This window comes from Pseudomonas sp. EYE_354 (assembly GCF_023148575.1).
Lineage (GTDB): Bacteria > Pseudomonadota > Gammaproteobacteria > Pseudomonadales > Pseudomonadaceae > Aquipseudomonas.
In genome coordinates this window covers 1-24,646 of the sequence record NZ_JAHXNQ010000007.1, presented here as the reverse complement: position 1 = coordinate 24,646, position 24,646 = coordinate 1, and the positions used below count along the sequence as shown (strand labels likewise).

Below are 24,646 nucleotides of genomic sequence, written 5' to 3'. Positions count from 1 at the left end.
TTCCAAGGATCTATCCATGCTGCTGCGCCACCCTCCGTTCCTATTTGCCGCCCTGACCTTAAGCACCCTGGCGCACGCCGAAGACCTGCAATTGGCGCCGGTTGAAGTCACCGCCGCTGAGGCCAGTGCAGGTGAAGTGGCCCAGGCCCAGCTCAAGAGCGTGCCCGGTGCCAGCAATTACATCGACATGAGCGGCGTGCAGCAGGGCCGGGTGAGTACCAACGAGGACGTGTTCAAGTACCAGCCCGGCGTGTACGCCAAGGCGGCGAACAACGAGGGCGTCAAACTGTCCATTCGCGGTTCGGGCCTGAACCGCAGCCCCGGTGCCCACGGCTCCGGGCTCTATGAAATGTTCGATGGCCTGCCGCTCACTGGCCCTGGCGGCACGCCCTATGAACTCAAGGACCCGCTGTGGCAAAGCCGTGTGGAGGTGTTGCGCGGTGCCAACGGTTTTGACCAGGGCGCGCTGGCCTTGGGTGGCGCGGTCAACTACGTGACGCACACCGGCTACGATGCGACCAAGCTGCAGGTGCGCTATGAGGCGGGCAGTCGTGGCTATGCCCAGCGCGAGATCAGTTCCGGCCAAGTGCTGGGGGACGCCGACTACTACATCAGCCTGACGGACTCGGCGTCCGACGGTTATCAGCGCCAGAGCGCGGCCACCGGCAAAGGCGTGGCGGCCAACTTCGGCTACCGCTTCAACCCGAACCTGGAAACCCGTTTCTATTTGCGCTACCGCGAAACCACCAACGACACTCCTGGCAAGCTCACCCGCGACCAGATCAGCCACGACCCGCGCGCGGCCAACAGCCTCAACGCCGCCCGTGACTCAAAGCGCCTGCAACCCGGTTCTACCTGGATCGCCAACAAAACCACCCTGCAACTGGACGATAACTCGCGCCTTGAGCTCGGCCTGGCTTACCACGATTACCCGATGGACCTGCGCGAAGGCAGCATTCGCCTGAAAGTCGCCTACACCGACGTGAGCAGTACCCTCAATTACATTCGCCAGGACAGCCTGTTCGGACACGACAGCAAAACCACCGTTGGCCTGCGCACCACCCAGGCGATGCCCAACAACGGCGGTGCCGAGTACGTGCGCATCCCCGCCGGCAACACCGCCAACTATGCTCCCGGCACCAAGACCCGCGACTACAGCTACCTGGGCTCCGACACCGTGCTGCATATCAGCAACGATTTGGAACTGGTGCCCGACCTGTGGTTGACCACCGGCCTGGCGGCGATCTACACCCGCCGCGAAACCCAGGTCAGCTACCCCGAAGGCCAGGCGCCGCTCAGCCAGCACGACTGGGACTACGCGCCGCGCATGGGCTTGCGTTATGACGTCAACCCGCAATTGCAGGTGTACGGCAACCTGAGCCGCTCGGTCGAACCGCCCCATGCGTGGTCAATGATCTGGGGTTCCAACAAGTACTTCACCAGCGGCCCGGCCAAAGGCATGGCACGGGAAGGCGTGAGCCTGAAAAACCAGACCGCCACCACCCTGGAAATCGGCGGGCGCGGCGAAGCGTGGCTCGGTCAATGGGACCTGGCGCTGTACCGCTCCGAAGTGCGCCATGAATTGCTCACGGTGGAAACCCAGGCCCAGACGCCTACCAGCAACGCAATCGTCGCCGAGGCCAACGCCAGCCCCACGGTGCACCAAGGCGTGGAACTGGGCCTGCTCAGCCCGCTGTGGGAGGACGGCCGCAATGGCAGGCTTGACCTGCGCCAGGCGTATACCTTCAGCGACTTCCACTACCGTGACGACGACCGTTTCGGCGACAACACCTTGCCGGGTATCCCCGCGCACTACTACCAGGCGCAATTGCGCTACAGCCACCCGACAGGGTTTTACACCAGCCTTAACACCGAGCACTCATCCCGGGTAGCGGTGGATTACGCCAACTCCTACTACGCGGCGGCTTATACGATTGTTGGCACAACCTTCGGCTACGACGCGCCAGGGCAGGACTGGCAAGCCTGGGTCGACCTGCGCAACCTCACCAACCGCCGCTACGCCAACACCGTCACGCCGGGGTATGACGACAACGGGTTGGACGCAGCGCGCTCTACACCCGCCGATGGGCGTGGCCTCTACACCGGCGTCTCGTGGCGCTGGCGCTGAGCCCGCTCGCCCCAAAAAACTCCGCAGACGACGAAGAAGGGGCGGCCGAGAGCCCCTTGCTCCGTGCGCGTTTTACTGGCATTGTTCACGCAATTGGTAACATTTCCCATTTGAGAAATTTTTGCGCATGCATGACATTCCGGCCGCGCTGGGCGACTCCGCGCGTCAGCAGACCCTTACGGCGATGTACCGCGAGCACCACGGCTGGTTGCACGGCTGGCTGCGCAAAAAACTCGGCTGCTCCCAGCACGCCGCCGACCTGGCCCACGATGCGTTTATCCGCGTTCTGATGCTGGCCGAACCGCAAACCATCAAAGAACCTAGGGCGTTCCTGGCCACCACGGCGGGGCGTCTGTTGATCGACGGCGCGCGTCGACGTCGAATCGAAAAAGCCTACATGCAGGCGTTGGCCATCAGGTGCGAAGACGCCGGCATGCCCGACCCTGCGGCGATCCATGTGGCCCTGCAAGCCCTGGAACGCATCGCCGAAATGCTGGTTGGGCTGCCAACCAAAACCCGCGAGGCATTCCTGTTGAGTCGCCTCGATGGGTTGACCTACAGCGAAATCGCCTTGCGCCTGGACGTGTCCGCCAGCACGGTCAAAAACTACATCTCCAGCGCTCTGGTGCACTGCTATCACAGTCTGCACGCCGCCGACCCGCTGCCATGAGTACCGAGCACATTATCCAGCAGGCGGCGGACTGGCTCACACGTCTGCACGACGAAGACGTCACCGACGCCGACCGCCACGCCTTCGATGCCTGGTGCCAGGCCGACCCGCGTCATGCGGTGGCGATCGAACGCATGCGCGCGCTGTGGGGCAGCCTCGATACCTTGCCCGCGCAACCGGCGCGCCTGGCCCTTAACCGCGCGTTTACCGCGCAACGTCCGCGCAGTGCGCAGGTGCTGGGCTTGCTCGGCGTGTTGCTGTGCGGCTGGCAGGCCTTCGAGCACCTGCCGGTGTGGATGGCGGACCAGCGCACCGGCGTCGGCGAGCGTCGCCAGATCGCCCTCGACGATGGCAGCAGCTTGCAACTCAACAGCAACTCGGCGGTGGATGTGAAATTCGACGGTCACCAACGGGTGATCGAACTGCTGCAAGGCGAGCTGTGGGTGGACGTGGCCAAGGACGCACAGCGGCCATTCGTGGTGCGCACCGACCAAGGCACGGCGACGGCGCTGGGTACCCGGTACCTGGTCAAGCGCGCGGCGGACGGCGCCACGGTGGTCACGGTGATCGAGTCCAGCGTGGCGGTCAAAGGTCAAGCCGAGGAGGGCGTCAAGGTCGCCGCCGGCCAGCGTGCGATCCTTGAACATGGCCACGCCATGGCGGCGCAAGCCACCGGCAATGCCGACCCGGACGCCTGGACCCGTGGCTTGCTCAAGGTTAACGATCAGCCCCTGAGCGAGGTGTTGCAGACGCTGGCCAGTTACCGCCATGGCATGGTGCGCTTCGACCCCAAGGCCCTGGGCGACTTGCGCGTGTCCGGGGTGTTCAGGCTCGATGACACCGCGGCAGCCCTGTCGGCGTTGGCCGATAACCTGCCGATTCAGGTGGAGTACTTCACCGACTTGCTGGTGGTGGTCAAACCGCGCTGACTCAGCCCCCCTGCTGGCGCAGGCGTTTGTACAAGGTGTTACGGCTCACCCCCAGCTCCCGTGCCAGGTGGGAAATATTTCCGCCGGCGGCCTTTAAGCGCTGGCTCAGGTCAATGCGCTCGTCCAGGTACTCACCGGCCGGCGGCGGTGGCGGGGCGAGGTTCAGGTCGACAAAAAAATCATCCGGCAGGTGCTCCGCTCGGATTGGCTGCTCCTCGGCCATCGCCAGTGCCACCTGCAACACGCTGCTGACCTGGCGCAAATTCCCTGGCCACGGATGCTGCTCGAACAATGCCAGCACCTCAGCGCTCAAGCCGGCCCACTGCGTGGGCTCGCGGTGCTGCTGCCACAGTTGCTGGAACAACGCCTGCTTGTCGGTGCGCTCGCGCAACGGCGGCAGTTCCAGGGTCAGGCCGCCGATACGGTAGTACAAATCCTCTCGAAAACGCCCGGCCTGTACCAACTCACGCAGTGCGCGGTTAGTCGCCGAGATAATGCGCAGGTCCACCGGGAACAGCTCGCTGCTGCCCACCGGCTGCACGCAGCGTTCCTGCAATACCCGCAACAGGCGGGCCTGGGTCGCCAGCGGCATATCGCCGATTTCGTCGAGAAACAGCGTGCCCTTGTCGGCCTTGCGGATCAGGCCGATGCTGCCTTTTTGATTGGCGCCGGTGAACGCGCCTTTTTCGTAGCCGAACAGTTCCGATTCCACCAACTCAGCGGGAATCGCCGCACAGTTCACCGCGATATACGCTTTTTGGCTGCGCGAACTGGCTTGGTGCAGGGCTTTGACGAACACCTCTTTGCCCACCCCGGTTTCGCCATGGATCAGCAGCGGAATGTCTTTTTCCAACAAGCGCTCTGCCTGGCGCACGGCCTTTTCCACGCGCACATCACCAAAATGCAGGGTCTTGAGGCCAATCGCCGTCGGTTTTGGCTGCGCAGGCTCAGTGAACACGCGGGCCTGCATCGGCACCTGCTGGGGACGCTTCAACACACACTGGAAGCGATTGCGTCCCGCCGCCTGCAACGAAAACGGCAGACCCTCCGGCTGGTTCAGCAATTCCAGCAACGACACCTTGAACAGGCTGTCGATCATCACCCGCGACAGGCTGATGCCCAGCAGGTTGTCGGCGCGACGGTTGGCCGACAGCACCTGGCCGCTTTCATCAAAGATCAAAAGCCCGGCCCACTGACTGTCGAGGTTGCTCAGGCCGGTATTGAAGGTCAGTTGAAAGTGTTCACCGCGAAACAAGTTGAGGATCAGCCGGTTTTCCACGGTCTGGCTCATCATTTTGACCATGCCCAGGGTGTGGGAGGGCGGCAGGTAGCTGTCACTGGACACGTCCAGCACCGCGATGATTTCACGCTGCGCATCAAAGATCGGCGCCGCCGAGCCGGTCATGAAGCGGTTGGCCTTGAGGAAGTGCTCGTCGTGCTCGATATGCACCGCCTGGGCGCAGGCCAGTGCGGTGCCGATGGCGTTGGTGCCGCTGCAGCGTTCCTTCCAGCTGGCGCCAGCGCTGAACCCGCGGGCCAGCTTGGGCTCGATAAAGCGTTGGGTGCCCCACGACGTCAGTACCTGGCCCTGATTGTCGGCCAGCATGATCAGGCAATTGGAATTGCTCAGGATATTCTCGTAGTAGGGCAGGACCTCCTGGTGGGTGGTCTGCACCAGCGAATGCTGGCTCTCCAGCAGTTGGCTGATGCCCTCGGCCGGCAATGGATCAAAGCTGGGCGTGCTCTGGTGGTCCAGGCCAAACGCGCGGCAACGGCGCCAGGAGTCCTGGATGATGGTGTCGTGGGGCAAGGGTTCGGCCATGGGGCGACCTTCTGTTTTTATTGTTTTTATGGGCCCCCGCCGGCGCGGGGGCCTAATTAGTGTTGTTCAGGACTGTTCATTGTCAACCCCCGGATTGTTCAGTTGTTCAGCCTGGCTTGTTCATTTGTGTTCACTGTTGAACATGCAATTCAAGCTATTTCCTTATGGATCAATCACCTGCCGCTTTTGGCACGAAACTCGCTCTGACGACTGGCCAGATTCATTCCAATAATAAAAAGGTCGTGTCATGTCATTGACCCTGGAACATGTCTCCCGCGTCGTCGAAGGCCAAACCTGGATCGACGACGCCACCCTGCGTTTCGAGCCCGGCTCCTTCAACGTGTTGCTGGGCCGCACCCTGTCCGGCAAGACCAGCCTGATGCGTCTGATGGCCGGCCTGGACAAGCCCGACAGCGGCCGCATCCTGATGAACGGCGTCGACGTCACCCACAAGCCGGTGCGCCTGCGCAACGTGTCGATGGTGTATCAGCAGTTCATCAACTACCCCACCATGACCGTGTTCGAGAACATCGCTTCGCCTTTGCGCCAGGCGGGTGTGGCAGATGAAATCATCCGCAGCAAGGTGCAGGAAACCGCCCGGATGCTGCGTATCGAGAAGTTTCTCCAGCGCCACCCGCTGGAACTGTCCGGTGGTCAGCAGCAACGCACGGCCATGGCCCGCGCGCTGGTCAAGGACGCTGAACTGATTCTGTTCGACGAGCCTTTGGTGAACCTGGACTACAAACTGCGTGAAGAACTGCGTCAGGAAATGCGCGAGCTGTTCCAGGCCCGTCACACCATCGCCATCTACGCCACCACCGAGCCCAACGAAGCCCTGGCCCTGGGCGGCACCACCACCATTCTTCACGAAGGCCGGGTGATCCAGAGCGGCAAGGCCGCCGAGGTCTACCACCAACCGCAGAGCGTGCTCGCCGCCGAGCTGTTTTCCGAGCCGCCGATCAACCTGATGCCGGGGCGGATCAGCGGCAACGAGGTGAGCTTCGCCAATTTCGTGCACTTTCCTTTGAACGTCGACCTGCGTCCCATCGGCGAAGGCGAGTTCCGTTTTGGTGTGCGCCCCAGCCATATCAGCCTGGTGCCGAGCAACGACGATGATCTGGAGCTGGCGGTAACGGTGGAAGTCGCCGAGATCAGCGGCTCGGAAACCTTCCTGCATGTGCGCAGTGAGCATTTCCTGTTGGTGCTGCACCTGCCGGGGGTGCATGAGTACGACGTCGACGCGCCGATCCGCGTGTATATCCCCACCCATAAATTGTTTGTGTTCGATGGCCAGGGCCGTTTGGTCCAGGCCCCCGGACGCCGTGTCGCGAGGGTTGCCTGATGGCCGAGATCCATTTGCAGAACCTGGCGCACAGCTACAGCGCCACGCCCAGCGGCCCGGAGGACTACGCGATTCGGGAAATGAACCACGTGTGGGAGCAGGGCGGTGCCTACGCCTTGCTCGGGCCGTCGGGCTGCGGCAAGTCGACCCTGCTCAATATCATCTCGGGCCTGCTCAGCCCCTCCGAGGGTCAGGTGCTGTTTGACACACAGGTGGTCAACGACCTCACGCCGGAAAAGCGCAACATCGCCCAGGTGTTCCAGTTTCCGGTGGTGTACGACACCATGACGGTGTTCGACAACCTGGCCTTCCCCCTGCGTAACCAGGGCATGGCCGAGGCGAAAATTCACAGCAAGGTGCAGGAAATCGCCGAAGTCCTCGACCTGCAAAACCTGCTGACCAAAAAAGCCCGTAACCTCACCGCCGATGAAAAACAGAAAGTCTCCATGGGTCGCGGCCTGGTGCGCGACGACGTATCGGCGATCCTGTTTGACGAACCGCTGACGGTGATCGACCCGCACCTCAAGTGGAAACTGCGGCGCAAGCTCAAGCAGATCCACGAGCAGTTCAACATCACCATGGTCTACGTCACCCACGACCAGCTTGAGGCGTCTACCTTCGCCGACAAGATTGCGGTGATGTACGGCGGGCAGATCGTGCAATTTGGTACCCCGCGGGAACTGTTTGAGCGACCCAGTCACACCTTTGTCGGCTATTTCATCGGCAGCCCTGGGATGAACCTGATCGAGGTCCAGGCCGAGGCGGGCGGCGTGCGGTTTGCCGGCACTCATCTGCCATTGCCCGAGGCCATGCAGCAACGTCTTGCGGCGATGGACTACCGCAAACTGCAGGTCGGCATCCGTCCGGAATTTATCCACGTGTGGGACGAGCACAACCCCGACGCGTTGCAGGCTGATGTCACACACCTGGAAGACCTCGGCACCTACAAGATCATCACCCTCAACCTCGATGGCGCCCCCCTGAAAGTACGCCTGGCCGAAGACAAGCCGGTGCCCGAGGGCAAGGCCTCGATCAGCTTTCCCGCACAATGGTTGATGCTCTACGCCGACGATTACCTGCTGGAGGTGCTGCCATGAACAAGGTGCAGAACAACAAGGCCTGGTGGCTGGTACTGCCGGTGTTCCTGCTGGTGGCGTTCAGCGCGGTGATCCCGATGATGACCGTGGTCAACTACTCGGTGCAGGACATTTTCGACCAGTCCAGCCGCTACTTCGTCGGGGCCGACTGGTACAAGCAGGTGCTGCTCGACCCGCGTCTGCACGACTCGCTGCTGCGCCAGTTCATCTATTCGGCCTGCGTGCTGCTGATCGAAATCCCGCTGGGCATCGCCATTGCCCTGACCATGCCGACCAAGGGCCGCTGGTCGTCGCTGGTGCTGATCGTGCTGGCCATTCCGCTGCTGATTCCCTGGAACGTGGTGGGCACCATCTGGCAGATCTTCGGCCGTGCCGATATCGGCTTGCTCGGCTACAGCCTCAACGCCCTGGGCATCAGCTACAACTATGCGGCGAACACCGCGGACGCCTGGGTCACGGTGCTGGTGATGGACGTGTGGCACTGGACGTCACTCGTCGCGCTGCTGTGCTACTCGGGGCTGCGGGCGATTCCGGACGTGTACTACCAGGCCGCGCGGATTGATCGTGCGTCGGCCTGGGCGGTTTTCCGACATATCCAGTTGCCCAAGATGAAGAGCGTGCTGCTGATCGCGGTGATGCTGCGCTTTATGGACAGTTTCATGATCTACACCGAGCCGTTTGTACTGACCGGTGGTGGGCCGGGGAACGCGACCACCTTCCTCAGTCAGACCCTGACCCAGATGGCGGTGGGCCAATTCGACCTGGGCCCGGCTGCGGCGTTTTCCCTGGTGTACTTCCTGATCATCCTGTTGGTGTCCTGGCTGTTCTACACCGCCATGACCCACTCCGACGCCAACCGCTGAGGCCGCCAACATGAGCAAGCGCAAGGTTATTCCGCTGCTGATCTACATCCTGTTCCTGCTGGTGCCGATTTACTGGCTGCTGAACATGTCCTTTAAGAGCAACACCGAAATCCTCGGCGGGCTGACGCTGTTTCCGCAGGACTTCACCCTGGCCAACTACAAGGTGATCTTCACCGACCCCAGTTGGTACACCGGCTACCTCAACTCGCTGTACTACGTGAGTCTGAACACGGTGATCTCCCTGAGCGTGGCGCTGCCGGCGGCCTACGCCTTCTCGCGCTACCGTTTCCTGGGTGACAAGCACCTGTTCTTCTGGCTGCTGACCAACCGCATGGCGCCACCGGCGGTGTTTTTGCTGCCGTTCTTCCAGCTGTATTCGTCCATCGGCCTGTTCGATACGCACATCGCCGTGGCGCTGGCCCACTGCCTGTTCAACGTGCCGTTGGCGGTATGGATTCTTGAGGGCTTCATGTCCGGCGTACCCAAGGAAATCGACGAAACCGCCTACATCGACGGTTACTCGTTCCCCAAGTTCTTCGTGAAGATTTTCATCCCGTTGATCGGCTCCGGCATCGGTGTGACCGCGTTTTTCTGCTTCATGTTTTCCTGGGTCGAACTGTTGCTGGCGCGCACCCTGACCTCGGTCAACGCCAAGCCGATTGCTGCCGTGATGACCCGAACAGTGTCGGCGTCGGGTATCGATTGGGGCGTGCTGGCGGCGGCGGGGGTGTTGACCATCCTGCCGGGCATGCTGGTGATCTGGTTTGTTCGTAACCACGTGGCCAAGGGCTTTGCCCTGGGCCGGGTCTAGAGGAATCGATGATGGAATGGATGGCCTGGACCACCCCGACTGCGCTGTTCTTCGGTGGCATCGCCCTGATTCTGGCGGGCATGACCACCTGGGAACTGCGTTCGCCGAGCATTCCCCGGCGCGGTTTTTTACCGATCAGCACCACCCGTGGTGATCGCTTGTTTATCGGTCTTCTCGGCAGCGCCTACCTGCATTTGCTGGTTATTGGTGTTACCGACTGGAGCATCTGGGTGGCGTCCGCGCTCTCCCTGGTATGGCTGTTGAGTGTGATGCGTTGGGGCTAGTCCCCTTATGAATAAACAACCTGGAGGTCTCTATGTTGAATAAGAACAATAAGCTGCGACATAGCATTTCATTGGCCGCCGTACTGGCTCTGAGCGGTTTGAGCGCCACGGCCTGGGCCGATGCGTACGAAGATGCGGCGAAAAAATGGATCGGCAGCGAGTTCAAACCGTCCACCCTCACCGAAGCCCAGCAACTCGAAGAGTTGAAGTGGTTTATCAAGGCGTCGGAACCGTTCCGTGGGATGAAGATCAACGTGGTGTCGGAAACCCTCACCACCCACGAGTACGAGTCCAAGGTGCTGGCCAAGGCCTTCACTGAAATCACCGGGATCAAGCTGACCCACGACCTGCTGCAGGAAGGCGACGTGGTGGAGAAGCTGCAAACCCAGATGCAGTCGGACAAGAACATCTATGACGGCTGGGTCAACGACTCCGACTTGATCGGTACGCACTTTCGCTACGGCAAGACCGAATCGATCACCGACCTGATGGCCAACGAGGGCAAGGCCTTTACATCGCCGACCCTGGACCTCAAGGACTTTATCGGCCTGTCGTTCACCACGGCGCCGGACGGCAAGATCTACCAGTTGCCCGACCAGCAATTCGCCAACCTCTACTGGTTCCGCGCCGACTGGTTCGAGCGTCCGGAGCTTAAAGCCAAGTTCAAGGAAAAATACGGTTACGACCTGGGTGTGCCGGTGAACTGGTCGGCTTATGAAGACATCGCCAAGTTCTTCAGCGAAGACGTCAAGGAAATCGACGGCAAGCGCGTTTATGGGCACATGGACTACGGCAAAAAAGACCCGTCCCTGGGCTGGCGTTTCACCGATGCCTGGTTCTCCATGGCCGGCGGTGGCGACAAGGGCCTGCCCAACGGCTTGCCGGTGGACGAATGGGGCATTCGCGTGGAGGACTGCCACCCGGTGGGCTCCAGCGTCACTCGCGGCGGCGACACCAACGGCCCGGCCGCGGTGTTTGCCACGCAGAAATATGTGGACTGGATGAAAGCCTACGCGCCACCGGAAGCGGCGGGCATGACCTTCTCCGAATCCGGGCCGGTGCCGTCCCAGGGCAACATCGCCCAGCAGATCTTCTGGTACACCGCGTTCACCGCCGACATGGTCAAGCCAGGCCTGCCAGTGGTGAACGCCGACGGCACGCCGAAATGGCGCATGGCGCCGTCGCCGGTCGGACCGTATTGGGAAAAGGGCATGAAGAAGGGGTATCAGGACGTAGGCTCCTGGACCTTCCTCAAATCCACGCCCGAGAAACAAAGGCTGGCGGCCTGGCTGTACGCGCAGTTCGTCACCTCCAAGACCGTCTCGCTGAAGAAAACCATCGTGGGGCTGACGCCGATTCGTGAATCGGATATCAACTCCCAGGCCATGACCGACATGGCGCCGAAACTCGGGGGGCTGGTGGAGTTTTACCGCAGCCCGGCCCGCACCGAGTGGTCGCCGACCGGCACCAACGTGCCGGACTACCCACGCCTGGCGCAACTGTGGTGGAGCAACATCGCCTCGGCCGCCAGCGGCGAGAAGACCCCGCAACAGGCGTTGGATAACCTGGCCAAGGAACAGGACGCGATCATGACGCGCCTGGAACGCTCCAAAGTGCAACCGGTGTGCGGCCCGAAAATGAACCCCGAGCGTGACGCGCAATACTGGTTCGACCAGCCGGGTGCGCCTAAGCCGAAACTGGCCAACGAAAAGCCAAAAGGCGAGACCGTGACCTACAGCGACCTGCTTAAGTCGTGGGAGGCGGCGCGTAAGTAATAGCGCCAGGCAGTGAAGGACAGAACGGCACGCTTGCGTGCCGTTTTTTTGTTCGTGGGTGAAGGTGCCTGCCTTTCATCTGCAGGGTGGTAAAACCCATTGACCGCTTATCCCCACTGTCACAAACCCGATTGAATTTTCCCCACCCGCCCATGCTCTTCCCTATAGAAGCGCCGCACAGCGCGCGCTCTTGCGGGGCCTTCATGCCAGAAGGCCAGGTTGTATAGGACATTGCGGGAACTGCCATCATGACGCTATTAACGGCGCTGTCGGGCCAACCGGCTTCTGTGCATCACTCGGGCTGCGGCGACTGTCAGCGGGTCTATCAACAGCTGTATGGCGAAGCGCCGGACGCTTGCGCACTGGCGCGCGAGTTCCTGCACACGCAGCTGGCGCAGGTCCAGGACGCGGCCTGCGATCTGCCCGACGAGCCGGACCATTTGTTTGCCTGGGTCGAGCAGCGTTGCGCCGCCGTCGCCCAGGCCTACGCCGACTACCTTGAGCAGCGCCAGCAAGGCCGGCCGCGTCGTTACTTTCGCAACAAGGCCCATGCGCTGTATGTGCTGCAACGTGTGGCGCCGACCAAGCAGGTCGATGGCGCGTGGCTCTATGGGTTGCTGCGCCACTGGCAGGACCAGCGCTTCGACGGCCTGCTCACCACCTACCTCGAAGAGCTGGGCGATGGCCAGGCCGCGCAGAACCATGTGGTGATCTACCGCAAGTTGCTCAGTGAGCACGATGCCGACAGCGAGGCGGGCCTGGAGGATGAGCACTACCTGCAAGGCGCGCTGCAACTGGCCCTGGGCTTGTGCGCCGACGAGTTTCTGCCGGAGGTCATCGGCTACAACCTGGGCTATGAGCAGCTGCCGCTGCACTTGTTGATCACCGCCTATGAGCTGAGCGAGTTGGGCATCGACCCTTACTACTTCACGCTCCACGTGACCATCGACAATGCCAGCAGTGGCCACGCCTGCAAGGCGGCACAGTCGGTCCTGAACCTGCTGCCGCTGGGCGAGGGCAGGGCGGACTTTTACCGGCGCGTGGCTCAGGGCTATCGCCTGAATGATTTGGGTGCGGGCACCACGGCGGTGATCGACCGCTTCAACCTGTTGGACGAAGTGGTGGCAATGCTTGAACGCAAGCGCACCTTCGGCCAACACATGCATTCGGACTATTGCCGCTTCGAGGGCAAGACCGTCAATCAATGGCTGGCGACGCCGGGGCAGATCCCGGATTTTCTGCGCGCCCTGCAGGACAAGGGCTGGATCAAACTCAACCAGAACCCCGCCGACAGCCGCTTCTGGCAGCTGATCGAAGGGGCGGGCGCGGCGATGTTCGGTGTGTTCAGCGGCTATGAAAAACAACTGCTGCACGACTGGATCGCCGGTGACTGGGTCAGCGAGCAACGCGTTCCACCCGCCAGGCCGGGACGCGGCAGCCCGTTTGCCCGCGAGCAGCAGCGCCCGGCAGACCCGGATACCCAGGCGCTGGTGGAGTCGCTGAGTAACCTGCCCGACGCGCAACAACTCAACGCGCTGATCCCGTGGCTGTCGGCCCGCCGTCATTGCACCCCGGCCGGCCTGTACGCCACCCGCCGTTTTATCCAACTGCGTGCGCGTCTGCGCTAAGGAACCGCTCATGTCTGCACAACAACTGGCCGACCGCGCCTTACTCAACCTGGGCAAAGGCCTGAAAGAGAGCGGCTACCGCTTTGTCACCCCGACGCCCTTGACCCACGAACGGGTGTACCGGCGGCTGGCGACCCCGCTGGCAATGAACCTGCGCGATGTGTTCGGCTGGTCGATGCCGTTTGAGCATGACCTGCTGCCCGCTGCCTTTCGTGATGAGCTGCAGCAAGCGGACGTGATCGAAAAACACGACGCGCTGTGGCGCAGTACCGTGCGCTGGTCGAGCCTCGGGGATTTGTTGTTTGCGCATTCGCCGTACCCCACCACCCAGGCGGATGCGGTGTTCTTCGGCCCCGACAGCTACCGGTTCGCCCAGGTGATCCAGGCCCATCTGCAACAGCGTTTCGAACCGATCAAGTGCGCCGTCGACATTGGCTGCGGCGCAGGTGTGGGCGCCCTGGTCATCGCCCAGGCGCGGCATGACGCGCAGGTGCTCGCGGTGGACATCAACCCGCGCGCCCTGCGCATGACCGCGGTGAACGCCGAGCTGGCCGGGCTGGACAACGTCAGGGTGTACCAGAGCGACCTGCTGGCGAGCCTGGACGGTACGTTCGATTTAATCGTCGCCAACCCGCCCTACATGAACGACGACCGTCAGCGCGCCTACCGGCATGGCGGCGGTGCATTGGGTGAGCACTTGTCGGTACGCATCGTCGGCGAGTCCCTTGGGCGCCTGACCCTGGGCGGCAGCCTGGTGCTCTATACCGGGGTGGCGATGGTGGCCGGCGGCGATCCGTTTCTGGAAGCGGTCGAGCCGTTGCTGGCCAGCGATGCCTTCGGCTGGACCTACCGCGAACTGGACCCGGATGTCTTCGGTGAAGAACTCGACAAACCAGGCTATGAGCGCGTGGAGCGGATCGCCGTGGTCGCGCTCACCGTGACCCGCTTGCGCTGAACGCCCATGCTCACCTTCGGCATTGAAGAGGAATACTTCATCACCGACCTGCACAGCCGTCGCATGCTCAGCGAGCCACCGGCCGCGGTATTGGCGGCGTGCCAACGGGCGATCGGCGCGGGGTTTGCCTTCGAGATGTTCCAGGGGCAGATCGAAGTCGCGTCGCCGGTATTCAAGGCCAGTCGCGAAGCCGCCGATTACCTGGCCACCGTGCGGCATAACTTGGCTGAATCCCTCGGCGAATTCGGCCTGGGCATTGTCTGCGCCGGCAGCCATCCCCTCACGGCCTGGCGTGACCAGGCACCCACCGCGCAGGCGCATTTCGAGTGCCTGTTCGAGGACATCCAACACGTGGCGCGCCGCAGCGTGTTGTGCGGGCTGCACGTGCATGTGCAGGTGCCGGCGCAGGTGGACCGCATAGCGGTGATGAACGAAGTGTCACCGTGGCTGCCGTTGTTGCTGCTGCTCAGTTGTTCGTCGCCGTTCTGGGAGGGCGCGCCCAGTGGTTTCATGAGCTACCGCCAGGCCGCCTGCGACGAGTGGCCGCGCATGGGCGTGCCGGAGCATTTCGAGGATTGGGCGGCCTACCAGCGCTACCTGGCGTTGATGCAGCGCGTGGGTGCGATCAAGGCTGACGGCAACGGCTGGTGGGGGATTCGCCCGGCGGCGCGTTATCCCACCCTGGAACTGCGCATGACGGACGCGTGCCCCCGGCTGAACGACGCACTCCTACTGGCGACGCTGTTTCGTGTAATGGTCACCCATGCCTGCGGGATGCCTCGGCCCGGCGCCCTGTTCACCGCCCAGACCCGTTGGCTGCTCAAGGAAAACCGCTGGCAGGCCAAGCGCTACGGTACGGCGGGTACTTTCGCCCTGGACGACCAAGGCACCACCGGCGCCGCCGAACAGCTGTTACAGCGCGCGGCACAACGCTTCCAGACGACCGCCGAGGCCATGGGCGAACCCTTGTTGTTCGAGCACGCCCTGGTGCTGTTGCGGCGCGGCAACAGTGCGGTGGATCAACTGAAGTGTTTCGCCGACGCCTCTGCCACGGACGCGGACGCGCATGCGGGGCTACAGGCAGTCGTCGACCGCTTGCTTGCCCAAAGCCGTGGCGACCTTTGATCGGCTGGCTGCGAACGCCAACGGAACACTTGCCATCACTGCTGCCCCTAATGACTGACTCTACTCAATAACCGGAGTGCAGCCCATGCGAGCCATGACGTACCAAGGCGCCCATAAGGTGCAGGTGGACACCGTCCCCGACCCCATCATCGAACAACCCGACGACATTATTTTGCGGGTCACCGCCACCGCTATCTGCGGCTCTGACCTGCACCTGTACCGCGGCAAGATCCCCACCGTGGAACATGGCGATATATTCGGCCATGAATTCATGGGCATCGTCGAAGAAACCGGGCCAGGGGTGACAGCGGTCCAACGCGGTGACCGCGTGGTGATCCCGTTCGTGATCGCTTGTGGTGAGTGTTTTTTCTGCCAGTTGCAGCAATTCGCCGCCTGTGAAACCACTAACGACGGGCGCGGCGCGATTCTGAACAAAAAGGCGATCCCGCCGGGTGCTGCGCTGTTCGGCTACAGCCGCCTGTATGGCGGCATTCCGGGTGGTCAGGCCGAGCTGGTAAGGGTGCCTAAGGCCAACACCGGCCCGTTCAAAGTGCCCGGCGTGCTGGCGGATGAAAAGGTGCTGTTTCTATCCGACATTTTGCCCACCGCCTGGCAGGCCGTGACCAACGCCGGTATTGGCCAGGGCTCCAGTGTGGCGATCTATGGTGCCGGGCCGGTGGGGTTGCTGAGTGCAGCGTGCGCGCAGATGCTGGGCGCCGAGCAGATCTTCATGGTTGACGATCACCCGTATCGGCTGGCCTATGCGCAGAAGATGTACGGCGTGATCCCGATCAACTTCGAAGACGACGATGATCCCGCCGACACCATCATCCGCCAGACCGCCGGCATGCGTGGCGTCGATGGCGTGGTGGATGCCGTCGGCTTCGAAGCCAAGGGCAGCACCACCGAGACCATCCTCACCACCCTCAAGATCGAAGGCAGCAGCGGCAAGGCCCTGCGCCAATGCATCGCCGCCGTGCGCCGGGGTGGGGTGGTCAGCGTGGCGGGTGTGTATGCGGGGTTCATCCATGGGTTCATGTTTGGCGACGCGTTCGACAAGGGCCTGACCTTCAAGATGGGCCAGACCCATGTGCAGCGCTTTCTACCGGAACTACTGGAGCACATTGAACTGGGGCGTTTGAACCCGGAGGCGATCGTCACCCATCGACTGTCACTGGAACAGGCGGCGCGGGGCTATGAGCTGTTTGATAAAGCCGAGGAGGAGTGCCGCAAGGTGATTCTGGTGCCAGGCATTGAGGATCGGCCGCTGGCCGAGCCGCTGGACGAAGAACTGACGCCCGAGTTCCGCGTACAAGGCATGCCCGGTTTCTAGGCCACAGCGCGCTGTGAATGTGGGAGGCGTTGTGCTCCCACAGTTGCGCTATAACGTTGTGGTCGACTCGTATCAGGCCAGTGCCTGTGGCTGAATGCGCAGCTCACCGTCGACATCCTTGACCAGCCCACTGGCCAGAAACAGCGGCGCCAGGCGCTTGTGCAATTGCGGTTCGACAAACTCCTTCACCGTGTCCAGCGCCAGTGCGCCGCTGGCGGGCAGCTCTGCTTTGGTGTACGACAACCACGCTTTCTTCAGCGCCATCAGCACATCGCTGCCAGCCGTGGAGGCAAAGCGGCGGTGGCCGGGTTTGCCGTCGAAAGTGAAGGTGTGCTGGAACTCATAGCCAGTTTCATTTCCACTGCCCGCGGTGCAGCGGATGCAGGTGCAGAGGCCGTCGCCGAAGGCGCTGCGCAGGTAGGCGTTGAAGTCCACCACGGGCTTGAGTGACAGGCGCTTATCGACCTCGAACAGGTCCCCGGTCATTTTTTCGTCAGTGTTCAACGGGCAGTTCCTCGCGGGTTGCGGCAGTTTTTTCAAAGCGCGGCACGATACCAGCCGTGCGCGGGTTTGGGGGTATTTGCATCACAAATAGATGCGCGCTGTTGCCGCCCGCCGTTGCTGAAGCGAGCAGCGAGGCCCTGGGTGGCGGTGGCGGCTAGCGGAAAAACTCACCGGGTGTGGCATCAAACTGCTGGCGAAATGCATTGATGAAGGCTGACGTCGACTCATAGCCGCACCCCAGCGCCACGTCCGTGACCCGTTCGCCTCGCTCCAGGGCGGGCAGGGCGCTGAGCAGGCGCAAGCGTTGGCGCCAGGCGCGGAAGCTCAGGCCGGTGTCTTTTAGAAACAAGCGGCTGAGGGTTTTTTCGCTGAGGCCCAGTTTCTCGCTCCATTGGCCCAGGGTGGTCTGTTGTTCCGGGCGCAGGCTCAGGCTGCGGTAGATCTGGCGCAAGCGTGGCTCGTGGGGCAGCGGCAGCATCAAGTCCACCTGGGGCGCGGCGGCGAGTTGGTCGAGGATCACCTGGGCCAGCCGTCCATCCGGGCCATCCTCGGCATATTCCACCGGCAGCTCACTGAAACTGCGGATCAGCTCGCGCAGCAGGCTGTTCACCTGCAACACATGACAGTGCTCAGCCGCCCAGGCGGTGACGCTGCAATCAAGGTAGAGGCTGCGCATCTCGGTGTGCGGTGCGCTGTACACGCGGTGCGGCATGCCAGCGGGGATCCATACCGCCCGTTGCGGCGGTGCGATAAAGCGCCCGGCGCTGGTCTGGATCTCCAGCACCCCCGAAATCGCGTAAGACAATTGCACCCACGGGTGGCTGTGGCGGCGGGTCAACGCACGATTGGGCAGCGATTCGGTACGCCCATACACCGGACGCGGCAGGCTGGAGAGCCCGGGAATGCTGCGGCGAACGGTCTTATCGTGTCCTTTAGGCGGCATTTACTGGCTCATTGGCGTTAGTCGGTAACAAGCCGTTACGTTAGAGTCGCGGTGACGCTCTTGGCAACCCCTGGAAGATCCGCTTATGACTCGCCCCCGTTTCCTGCCTGACAACTTCACCCTGACGCTGATCGCCACGGTGGCCCTTGCCTCCTTGCTGCCCGCCAGCGGCCAGACCGCCGTGGCGTTTGGCTGGGTGACCAACCTGGCCATCGCGCTGCTGTTTTTTTTGCACGGCGCCAAGCTGTCGCGCCAGGCCATCGTGGCCGGGGCCGGCCACTGGCGCTTGCACCTGCTGGTGTTCAGCCTGACGTTCGTGCTGTTCCCGTTGCTGGGCCTGGCACTTAAGCCGGTGCTGTCGCCGTTGATCGGCAAAGACCTGTACATGGGCATGCTCTACCTCTGCGCATTGCCGGCCACCGTGCAATCGGCGATTGCCTTCACGTCCCTGGCACGCGGCAATATCCCGGCGGCGATTTGCAGCGCGGCGGCGTCCAGCCTGTTCGGGATCTTCCTTACGCCGTTGCTGGTGACGCTGTTGCTCAACGTGCACGGTGAAGGCGGCTCCACCGTCGATGCCATCGTGAAGATCAGTGTGCAACTGCTGCTGCCGTTCATTGCCGGGCAAATCGCCCGTCGCTGGATCGGTGCATGGGTGGGCCGCAACAAGACCTGGCTCAAGTTCGTCGACCAGGGCTCGATCCTGCTGGTGGTCTACGGCGCGTTCAGCGAGGCGGTCAACGAAGGCATCTGGCATCAGATTCCGCTGTGGGAACTGGGCGGCCTGGTGGTGGCCTGCTGCGTGTTGCTGGCGCTGGTGCTGGTGGCGTCGACCGTGCTGGGCAAGGTGTTCGGCTTTAACCAGGAAGACCGCATCACCATCCTGTTCTGCGGCTCGAAAAAAAGCCTGGCCACCGGCGTGCCCATGGCCCAGGTGCTGTTTGCCGGGGCGAGCATGGGCGTGTTGATTCTGCCGTTGATGCTGTTTCACCAGATTCAATTGATGGTGTGCGCGGCGTTGGCGCAGCGCTATGCGAATCGGCCGGAAAGCATCCCGGAGTTGATGGGGCAGGTGGAGCCTTAGGTTGGCGAATCACCTCAAGTTTGCGCACTGAAGGTCGATCTCTTGCTTACCAGCCCAAGCAGGAGCGTCGACGAAGGGGGGGACGCTGTCTTCGCCCTGAGCGGTTGGCCGTCGAATCTTCAAGGATCAGCGCCTACACCGCGGCGAGAAACCTATAGAATGCTTGGCGGCGGCGCTTGTCCTGGGTGGCCGTTCGATCATCGCTAGAGTACTTCGCCGTTAAATGAGCCAGTCAGCCGCAACCCCTCAAGCCAATTGGCAACCGGTCATCGCCCTCGCGCTGGCCGCCTTTGTGTTCAATACCACCGAATTCGTGCCCGTCGGGCTGCTCAGCGCCATCGGCGCCAGCTTTGACATGCAGGTGTCCAGCGTCGGCCTGATGCTCACCATCTATGCCTGGATCGTGTCCCTGACCTCGCTGCCGGTGATGCTGCTGACGCGTAACGTCGAGCGGCGCAAATTGCTGATCGTGCTGTTCGCTCTGTTTATTGCCAGCCATATCCTGTCCAGCGTGGCCACCAGTTTTGGCCTGCTGATGGTCAGCCGGGTCGGCATCGCGCTGGCCCATGCGCTGTTCTGGTCGATCACCGCGTCCCTCGCAGTGCGCCTGGCGCCAGCCGGCAAGCAGGTACAAGCCCTCGGGCTGCTGGCCACCGGCACGTCGCTGGCGATGGTGCTGGGCATTCCCCTCGGCCGTCTGCTCGGCGAAGCCATGGGCTGGCGTACCACGTTCCTGGTGATCGCCGCGTTCGCGGGAGGCCTGGTGTTCTGGCTGGCGCGCACGTTGCCGCTGCTGCCGAGCCAGAACTCCGGTTCGCTGCGCAGCCTGCCGCTGCTGTTCAAACGCCCGGCGCTGGTGGCGCTCTACGTGCTCACCGCGCTGACCGTGACCGCGCAATTCACCGCCTACAGCTACATCGAACCGTTCGTCGAAGGCGTTGCCGGCCTGGGTGGCAGCGCGGTCACCCTGATCCTGCTGGTGTTTGGCGGCGCGGGCATTATCGGTTCGCTGCTGTTCAGCCTGGTGCACCGCTTCAATCCCCACCTGTTCGTGGTCGGCGCGGTGTTTATCCTCGCCGCGTGCCTGGCGCTGATGCTGCCGTTGAGCGGTGCCGAATCCTACCTGGTGGTGTTGAGCGTCTTCTGGGGCATGGCGATCATGGGCTTCGGCCTGGCCATGCAGTCCAAAGTACTGGTGCTGGCCCCGGACGCCACCGACGTCGCCATGGCGATGTTCTCGGGCATCTACAACATCGGCATCGGCGGCGGCGCCCTGATGGGCAGCTGGGTCGGCAGCCACTTCGGCTTCGCCTGGATCGGCGCGGCGGGCGGGTTGCTGGCGGCGCTGGCGTTGGGTGGGTATTGCCTGGCGATTCGGCGGTTTGGGACGGGCGTGGCCGGCGCTTGAGTTCGACGTCAGGGCGCAGATTCCTGGCATGCAACGTGACACCAAACGATAGGTGTTTAGAAGGAGTGGACGACTATGAAGGTAGCGGAACTCAAGCGTTTTCTTGAGGCGCAGACTCAGTTCTCGTTTGGGGATGTAGCGACGGCCTATACCGCCAATGACTTCTGGACGTGGGCCTTTTCCAACATGGAGGTTCCTGTTCTGCGGGGTGTGTTGATTGAGTATCTGGTGGCCCGTCACCTGATCGCCCACAACGATGCAATCGTTGGAGACACGGTCAGGTCACTCACGACTCAAACCCCTGGCCCTGGTGAATTGACCAAGAGTATCGAGCGATTCTACGGGCAGCAGCCCCACGGTGATGTGTTTGATCTCCAACTCACGTGGGGCGTGACGCTTGAAATCAAAAGCACAGCGTCGCCGCACAACTGGCGGATTCGGAAAACCAGTCGCTGGAACGGCATCGAAGACAAAAACCTCAAACAGACCGTGTTCCCGGCGCAGTTTTACATCCTTGCCCATATGGCCGATGACGCGGTGATCAAGGACGGTAAACTCGATTTGGGCGCGGTGGTTTTCCACGTGCGGACCGGCCGCGAAATGGACGCGCTTGCGGGCAAGCATGAGTCGGTGGGGTTTTCCACGTTTGTGGGAGAGGGCGCCAGTTTTCGCTGTTGCAGTTTTGATCAACTGCCTGACGTATTGCTTGCTCTGCAGACCAGGCGGCTTGCCGATATCCGCGCAAAAATGCTGCCCGGTTGGCAGCTTGAGCCTTTCAAGGAGAACACCGATCAGGTTTATCTGCCATTGGCCGTCGAGGAGGACGGCAAGGTGCACGCTTGGTGGTACTGGGAGTTCAATTACGAGATCAAAGGAAAAAAAGAGCGGCGAATGGTCCTGGTGGATACCATCGACTCATGCTGGCTTCCCGGTGTGGTACCCGACTGGCGTGACTGGGAGGCTGCGGGGTTCTCTTACGTCGCGCAGGTCCCGGTTGCTGAAGAAGCGGGCGAACCTGATCCTGCAATGGTTTCCTAGAACCCGGCCAACACCGCCCCCTGCATTTTCGATTACACCATTGTTCGAGGCTTCCGGGCCGGGTCGGGCGACCTTCGGTCGTCAGTGGCTGTCTTTGAGCGCAATCGTCGGGGCGGTCGCGCCGACAGCCCCGGCCCGGTCCGCCATGAAACGCGCCGGCGGCTGGCCCACGGTTTTGCGGAACATGGTGATAAAACCGCTGGCGTTTTCGTAACCCAGGTCCAGTGTCACACGCTGCACACTGTCGCCCTTGGCCAGGCGTTGCAGTGACAGGATCACAGGCAACTCCCGACGCCCGCGGCCGAAACTCAGGCCCAGTTCCTTTGAGCGGTGCAGATCACCGGCATCTGGACTACTTTGATTGACGAGTGATCCTACCCGGTACTGACCCATGCACACGTTTTGGAAGCGTTACTTGGCCCTGTTGGAAAATGACCTGAGCACGCAGATTTTCGACAACGTCAAGAACCTGCTGGTCTGTGCGCTGCTGTTTGCCGCAGGCACCAATGCACTGCTGGGCCAGCAGGTGTTGTTCGTTGGGGTGTTTGCGTCCGGCGTGGCGGGGTGGGGGCTGATTGTGCTGTCGGCGGTGCTGATGTTGCTGAACGTGAGCGATGGCATTCGCCGGCTCGCCAAGCTGCGCTATCACTTGGCGTTGCAGCTGTTGTTGATCCTGATTTATCTGGTGGTGGCCGAGCGGGTGGTGGAGATTGTGTGGGGCTTTCGCGCCCATTGAAGTATCCTCCGCGCCCCGCTATCACTGATTCAAACCAAGATGACAGGACAAGACATGCAGGCGCTGCTGGAGTCGATCCTCGACGAAGTGCGTCCATTGATCGGCCTCGGCAAAGTCGCCGATTACATCCCCGCCCTGGCCCATGTACCGGCCAACCAACTCGGCATCGCCGTGTACGGCAACGACGGCTCGGCCTACCGTGCCGGCGACGCCGATACGCTGTTCTCAGTGCAGAGCATCTCCAAAGTGTTCAGTCTGGTGCAGGCCATCGACCACGGTGGCGAGAGCATCTGGGAACGCCTGGGCCATGAGCCGTCGGGGCAGCCGTTCAACTCGCTGGTGCAACTGGAGTTCGAAAGCGGCCGCCCGCGTAACCCGTTCATTAACGCCGGCGCGTTGGTGATTTGCGACATCAACCAGTCGCGCTTTGCGGTGCCGATCCTGTCGATGCGCGACTTCGTGCGGCGCCTGTCGGGCAACCCGCATATCCTGGTCAACAGTGTTGTCGCCGACTCCGAAGCCCAGCACGGCGCACGCAGCGCGGCCATGGCTTACCTGATGAAATCGTTCGGCAACTTCCACAACGATGTGCATGCGGTGCTGCACAGCTACTTCAACTATTGCGCCTTGCAGATGAGCTGCCTGGACCTGGCCAAAGCGTTCAGCTTCCTGGCCAACGAGGGCACCAGCGCCCACAGTGGTGAACAGATCCTGAGCCCACGCCAGACCAAGCAAGTCAACTCGATCATGGCCACCAGCGGGCTCTACGACGAGGCGGGCAATTTTGCCTACCGCGTCGGCTTGCCGGGCAAGAGCGGGGTAGGGGGTGGCATTGTCGCGGTGGTGCCAGGGCAGTTCACGGTGTGCGTGTGGTCGCCGGAGCTGAACGCGTCGGGCAACTCCCTGGCGGGGATCAAGGCGTTGGAGTTGTTGAGTGAGCGGATTGGGTGGTCGGTGTTTTGAGTGGGTTGAGATCGTTCCCACGCTCTGCGTGGGAATGCACCCCGTGACGCTCCGCGTCACCATTGCGCACTCTTCGAACTTCACACTGGCCGGCGGGACGCGGAGCGTCCCAGGCGGCATTTCCACGCAGAGCGTGGGAACGATCATTGGGTGTCATGCGGCTGGATGGGCGTCATCCAGTGCTTTGTCCACCAACAGTTGCACACAGCGTTCGCGGTCAAACGAAGAGGGTGGCAGCTGTACGCGGGTTGACCGACCGGTTGTCAACGAACCCGGCATACCCGAAGGTATCCCGCGCACAACTGCCGCGACACGATACCTCAGGCACAAAAAAACGCCTGGGATAGGGGCAGGGCGTAGCAGTTCGTTAAGAAGGCCGGACGGTCAAATCCGGTCGCTGAATTGGCAGCGACGGGCGAAGAGGTTAGTCAGCGAAGTTCCGGGCGGCAACCTGAAAGAAGTGTGAGAAATCCCTGATCAGGTACGCGACTTCACGGCACCACAACCCCGCTATAGGGGGGAGTTTCTACAGCAGGATTGTTGCCAAAAAGAATGCGCCCCTTGGGGCGCATTCTTTTGTTCGGTCAACAATCACCCATCAGGCAATTGAGATCGTTCCCACGCTCTGCGTGGGAATGCACCCCGTGACGCTCCGCGTCACCATTGCGCACTCTTCGAACTTCACACTGGCCGGCGGGACGCGGAGCGTCCCAGGCGGCATTTCCACGCAGAGCGTGGGAACGATCATTGGGTGTCATGCGGCTGGATGGGCGTCATCCAGTGCTTTGTCCACCAACAGTTGCACACAGCGTTCGCGGTCAAACGAAGAGGGTGGCAGCTGTACGCGGGTTGACCGACCGGTTGTCAACGAACCCGGCATACCCGAAGGTATCCCGCGCACAACTGCCGCGACACGATACCTCAGGCACAAAAAAACGCCTGGGATAGGGGCAGGGCGTAGCAGTTCGTTAAGAAGGCCGGACGGTCAAATCCGGTCGCTGAATTGGCAGCGACGGGCGAAGAGGTTAGTCAGCGAAGTTCCGGGCGGCAACCTGAAAGAAGTGTGAGAAATCCCTGATCAGGTACGCGACTTCACGGCACCACAACCCCGCTATAGGGGGGAGTTTCTACAGCAGGATTGTTGCCAAAAAGAATGCGCCCCTTGGGGCGCATTCTTTTGTTCGGTCAACAATCACCCATCAGGCAAT

21 protein-coding genes and 1 pseudogene are annotated in these 24,646 nt (G+C 62.1%); 18 read left to right on the top strand and 4 right to left on the bottom strand.

From position 1 onward, the window contains the following. Positions 1-16 precede the first annotated feature (16 nt). From KZX66_RS11360 to KZX66_RS11350, 3 genes are all read left to right on the top strand, one after another. Positions 17-2,128, top strand: coding sequence for a TonB-dependent receptor (locus tag KZX66_RS11360; protein ID WP_248079405.1), 2,112 nt, complete (start codon positions 17-19; stop codon positions 2,126-2,128). 127 nt (positions 2,129-2,255) lie between these two features. Continuing rightward, positions 2,256-2,798 carry a sigma-70 family RNA polymerase sigma factor gene (locus KZX66_RS11355; protein WP_248079403.1) on the top strand — a complete coding sequence of 181 codons (543 nt, stop codon included), beginning with the start codon at positions 2,256-2,258 and terminating at the stop codon, positions 2,796-2,798. Next, on the top strand, positions 2,795-3,727 hold the full coding sequence (locus tag KZX66_RS11350; RefSeq protein WP_248079401.1) for a FecR family protein: 933 nt from the start codon (positions 2,795-2,797) through the stop codon (positions 3,725-3,727). Before KZX66_RS11355 ends, KZX66_RS11350 begins: the two co-directional genes overlap by 4 nt. Position 3,728: 1 nt before the next feature. Here KZX66_RS11350 and KZX66_RS11345 read toward each other — a convergent pair whose 3' ends face one another. Then, entirely contained in the window at positions 3,729-5,549 is a 1,821-nt protein-coding gene (locus KZX66_RS11345) for a sigma-54-dependent Fis family transcriptional regulator (protein ID WP_248079399.1), read from the bottom strand. A 247-nt stretch (positions 5,550-5,796) separates the two neighbouring features. Between KZX66_RS11345 and KZX66_RS11340 the strand changes: the two genes are divergently transcribed. The 10 genes from KZX66_RS11340 to KZX66_RS11295 all read left to right on the top strand — a co-directional run bounded on the left by KZX66_RS11340 (position 5,797) and on the right by KZX66_RS11295 (position 16,762). Continuing rightward, on the top strand, positions 5,797-6,891 hold the full coding sequence (locus KZX66_RS11340) for an ABC transporter ATP-binding protein (protein ID WP_248079397.1): 1,095 nt from the start codon (positions 5,797-5,799) through the stop codon (positions 6,889-6,891). Beyond that, on the top strand, positions 6,891-7,988 hold the full coding sequence (locus KZX66_RS11335; RefSeq protein ID WP_248079395.1) for an ABC transporter ATP-binding protein: 1,098 nt from the start codon (positions 6,891-6,893) through the stop codon (positions 7,986-7,988). The genes KZX66_RS11340 and KZX66_RS11335 overlap by 1 nt, the downstream gene beginning before the upstream one ends. Beyond that, on the top strand, positions 7,985-8,851 hold the full coding sequence (locus KZX66_RS11330; RefSeq protein WP_003174635.1) for a sugar ABC transporter permease: 867 nt from the start codon (positions 7,985-7,987) through the stop codon (positions 8,849-8,851). Before KZX66_RS11335 ends, KZX66_RS11330 begins: the two co-directional genes overlap by 4 nt. A 10-nt stretch (positions 8,852-8,861) precedes the next feature. After that, positions 8,862-9,662 (top strand): carbohydrate ABC transporter permease, encoded by an 801-nt coding sequence (locus KZX66_RS11325; RefSeq protein WP_003174634.1) that lies wholly within the window; start codon positions 8,862-8,864, stop codon positions 9,660-9,662. 11 nt (positions 9,663-9,673) lie between these two features. Next, complete coding sequence (locus tag KZX66_RS11320) at positions 9,674-9,946, top strand: DUF2160 domain-containing protein (RefSeq protein WP_003232363.1); 273 nt, start codon at positions 9,674-9,676, stop codon at positions 9,944-9,946. A 32-nt stretch (positions 9,947-9,978) separates the two neighbouring features. Continuing rightward, entirely contained in the window at positions 9,979-11,721 is a 1,743-nt protein-coding gene (locus KZX66_RS11315) for an ABC transporter substrate-binding protein (RefSeq protein WP_248079393.1), read from the top strand. Between the two features lie 248 nt (positions 11,722-11,969). Continuing rightward, the gene (locus KZX66_RS11310; RefSeq protein WP_248079391.1) at positions 11,970-13,349 is read left to right on the top strand and encodes an iron-containing redox enzyme family protein; all 1,380 of its coding nucleotides are present in this window, start codon (positions 11,970-11,972) and stop codon (positions 13,347-13,349) included. 10 nt (positions 13,350-13,359) lie between these two features. Next, positions 13,360-14,304 (top strand): class I SAM-dependent methyltransferase, encoded by a 945-nt coding sequence (locus KZX66_RS11305; protein ID WP_248079389.1) that lies wholly within the window; start codon positions 13,360-13,362, stop codon positions 14,302-14,304. Positions 14,305-14,310: 6 nt separating this feature from the next. Beyond that, entirely contained in the window at positions 14,311-15,429 is a 1,119-nt protein-coding gene (locus KZX66_RS11300; protein ID WP_248079387.1) for a carboxylate-amine ligase, read from the top strand. Positions 15,430-15,514: 85 nt separating this feature from the next. Further along, positions 15,515-16,762, top strand: coding sequence for a zinc-dependent alcohol dehydrogenase (locus KZX66_RS11295; RefSeq protein ID WP_248079385.1), 1,248 nt, complete (start codon positions 15,515-15,517; stop codon positions 16,760-16,762). Between the two features lie 72 nt (positions 16,763-16,834). On the opposite strand, the gene KZX66_RS11290 is transcribed toward KZX66_RS11295, so the two are convergent. Beyond that, positions 16,835-17,266: a hypothetical protein gene (locus tag KZX66_RS11290; RefSeq protein ID WP_248079383.1), complete on the bottom strand. Its 432-nt coding sequence runs from the start codon at positions 17,264-17,266 to the stop codon at positions 16,835-16,837. Between the two features lie 154 nt (positions 17,267-17,420). After that, a complete protein-coding gene (locus tag KZX66_RS11285) occupies positions 17,421-18,209 on the bottom strand; it encodes a helix-turn-helix transcriptional regulator (RefSeq protein WP_248079381.1) in 789 nt (262 codons plus the stop codon). 85 nt (positions 18,210-18,294) lie between these two features. Between KZX66_RS11285 and KZX66_RS11280 the strand changes: the two genes are divergently transcribed. From KZX66_RS11280 to KZX66_RS11270, 3 genes are all read left to right on the top strand, one after another. After that, a complete protein-coding gene (locus KZX66_RS11280; protein ID WP_248079379.1) occupies positions 18,295-19,293 on the top strand; it encodes a bile acid:sodium symporter family protein in 999 nt (332 codons plus the stop codon). Positions 19,294-19,516: 223 nt separating this feature from the next. Further along, positions 19,517-20,701 carry a sugar transporter gene (locus KZX66_RS11275; RefSeq protein ID WP_248079377.1) on the top strand — a complete coding sequence of 395 codons (1,185 nt, stop codon included), beginning with the start codon at positions 19,517-19,519 and terminating at the stop codon, positions 20,699-20,701. A 75-nt stretch (positions 20,702-20,776) separates the two neighbouring features. Beyond that, complete coding sequence (locus KZX66_RS11270; protein WP_248079375.1) at positions 20,777-21,739, top strand: hypothetical protein; 963 nt, start codon at positions 20,777-20,779, stop codon at positions 21,737-21,739. A gap of 81 nt (positions 21,740-21,820) precedes the next feature. Here KZX66_RS11270 and KZX66_RS11265 read toward each other — a convergent pair. Next, positions 21,821-22,063: pseudogene (locus tag KZX66_RS11265) on the bottom strand (helix-turn-helix domain-containing protein); the annotation flags it as partial. Positions 22,064-22,130: 67 nt separating this feature from the next. On the opposite strand from KZX66_RS11265, the gene KZX66_RS11260 reads away from it, so the two are divergent. Both KZX66_RS11260 and glsB read left to right on the top strand, forming a co-directional pair. Next, entirely contained in the window at positions 22,131-22,475 is a 345-nt protein-coding gene (locus tag KZX66_RS11260; RefSeq protein WP_248079373.1) for a hypothetical protein, read from the top strand. A gap of 54 nt (positions 22,476-22,529) precedes the next feature. Beyond that, positions 22,530-23,438 (top strand): glutaminase B, encoded by a 909-nt coding sequence (gene glsB, locus KZX66_RS11255; RefSeq protein ID WP_248079370.1) that lies wholly within the window; start codon positions 22,530-22,532, stop codon positions 23,436-23,438. Positions 23,439-24,646 lie beyond the last annotated feature (1,208 nt).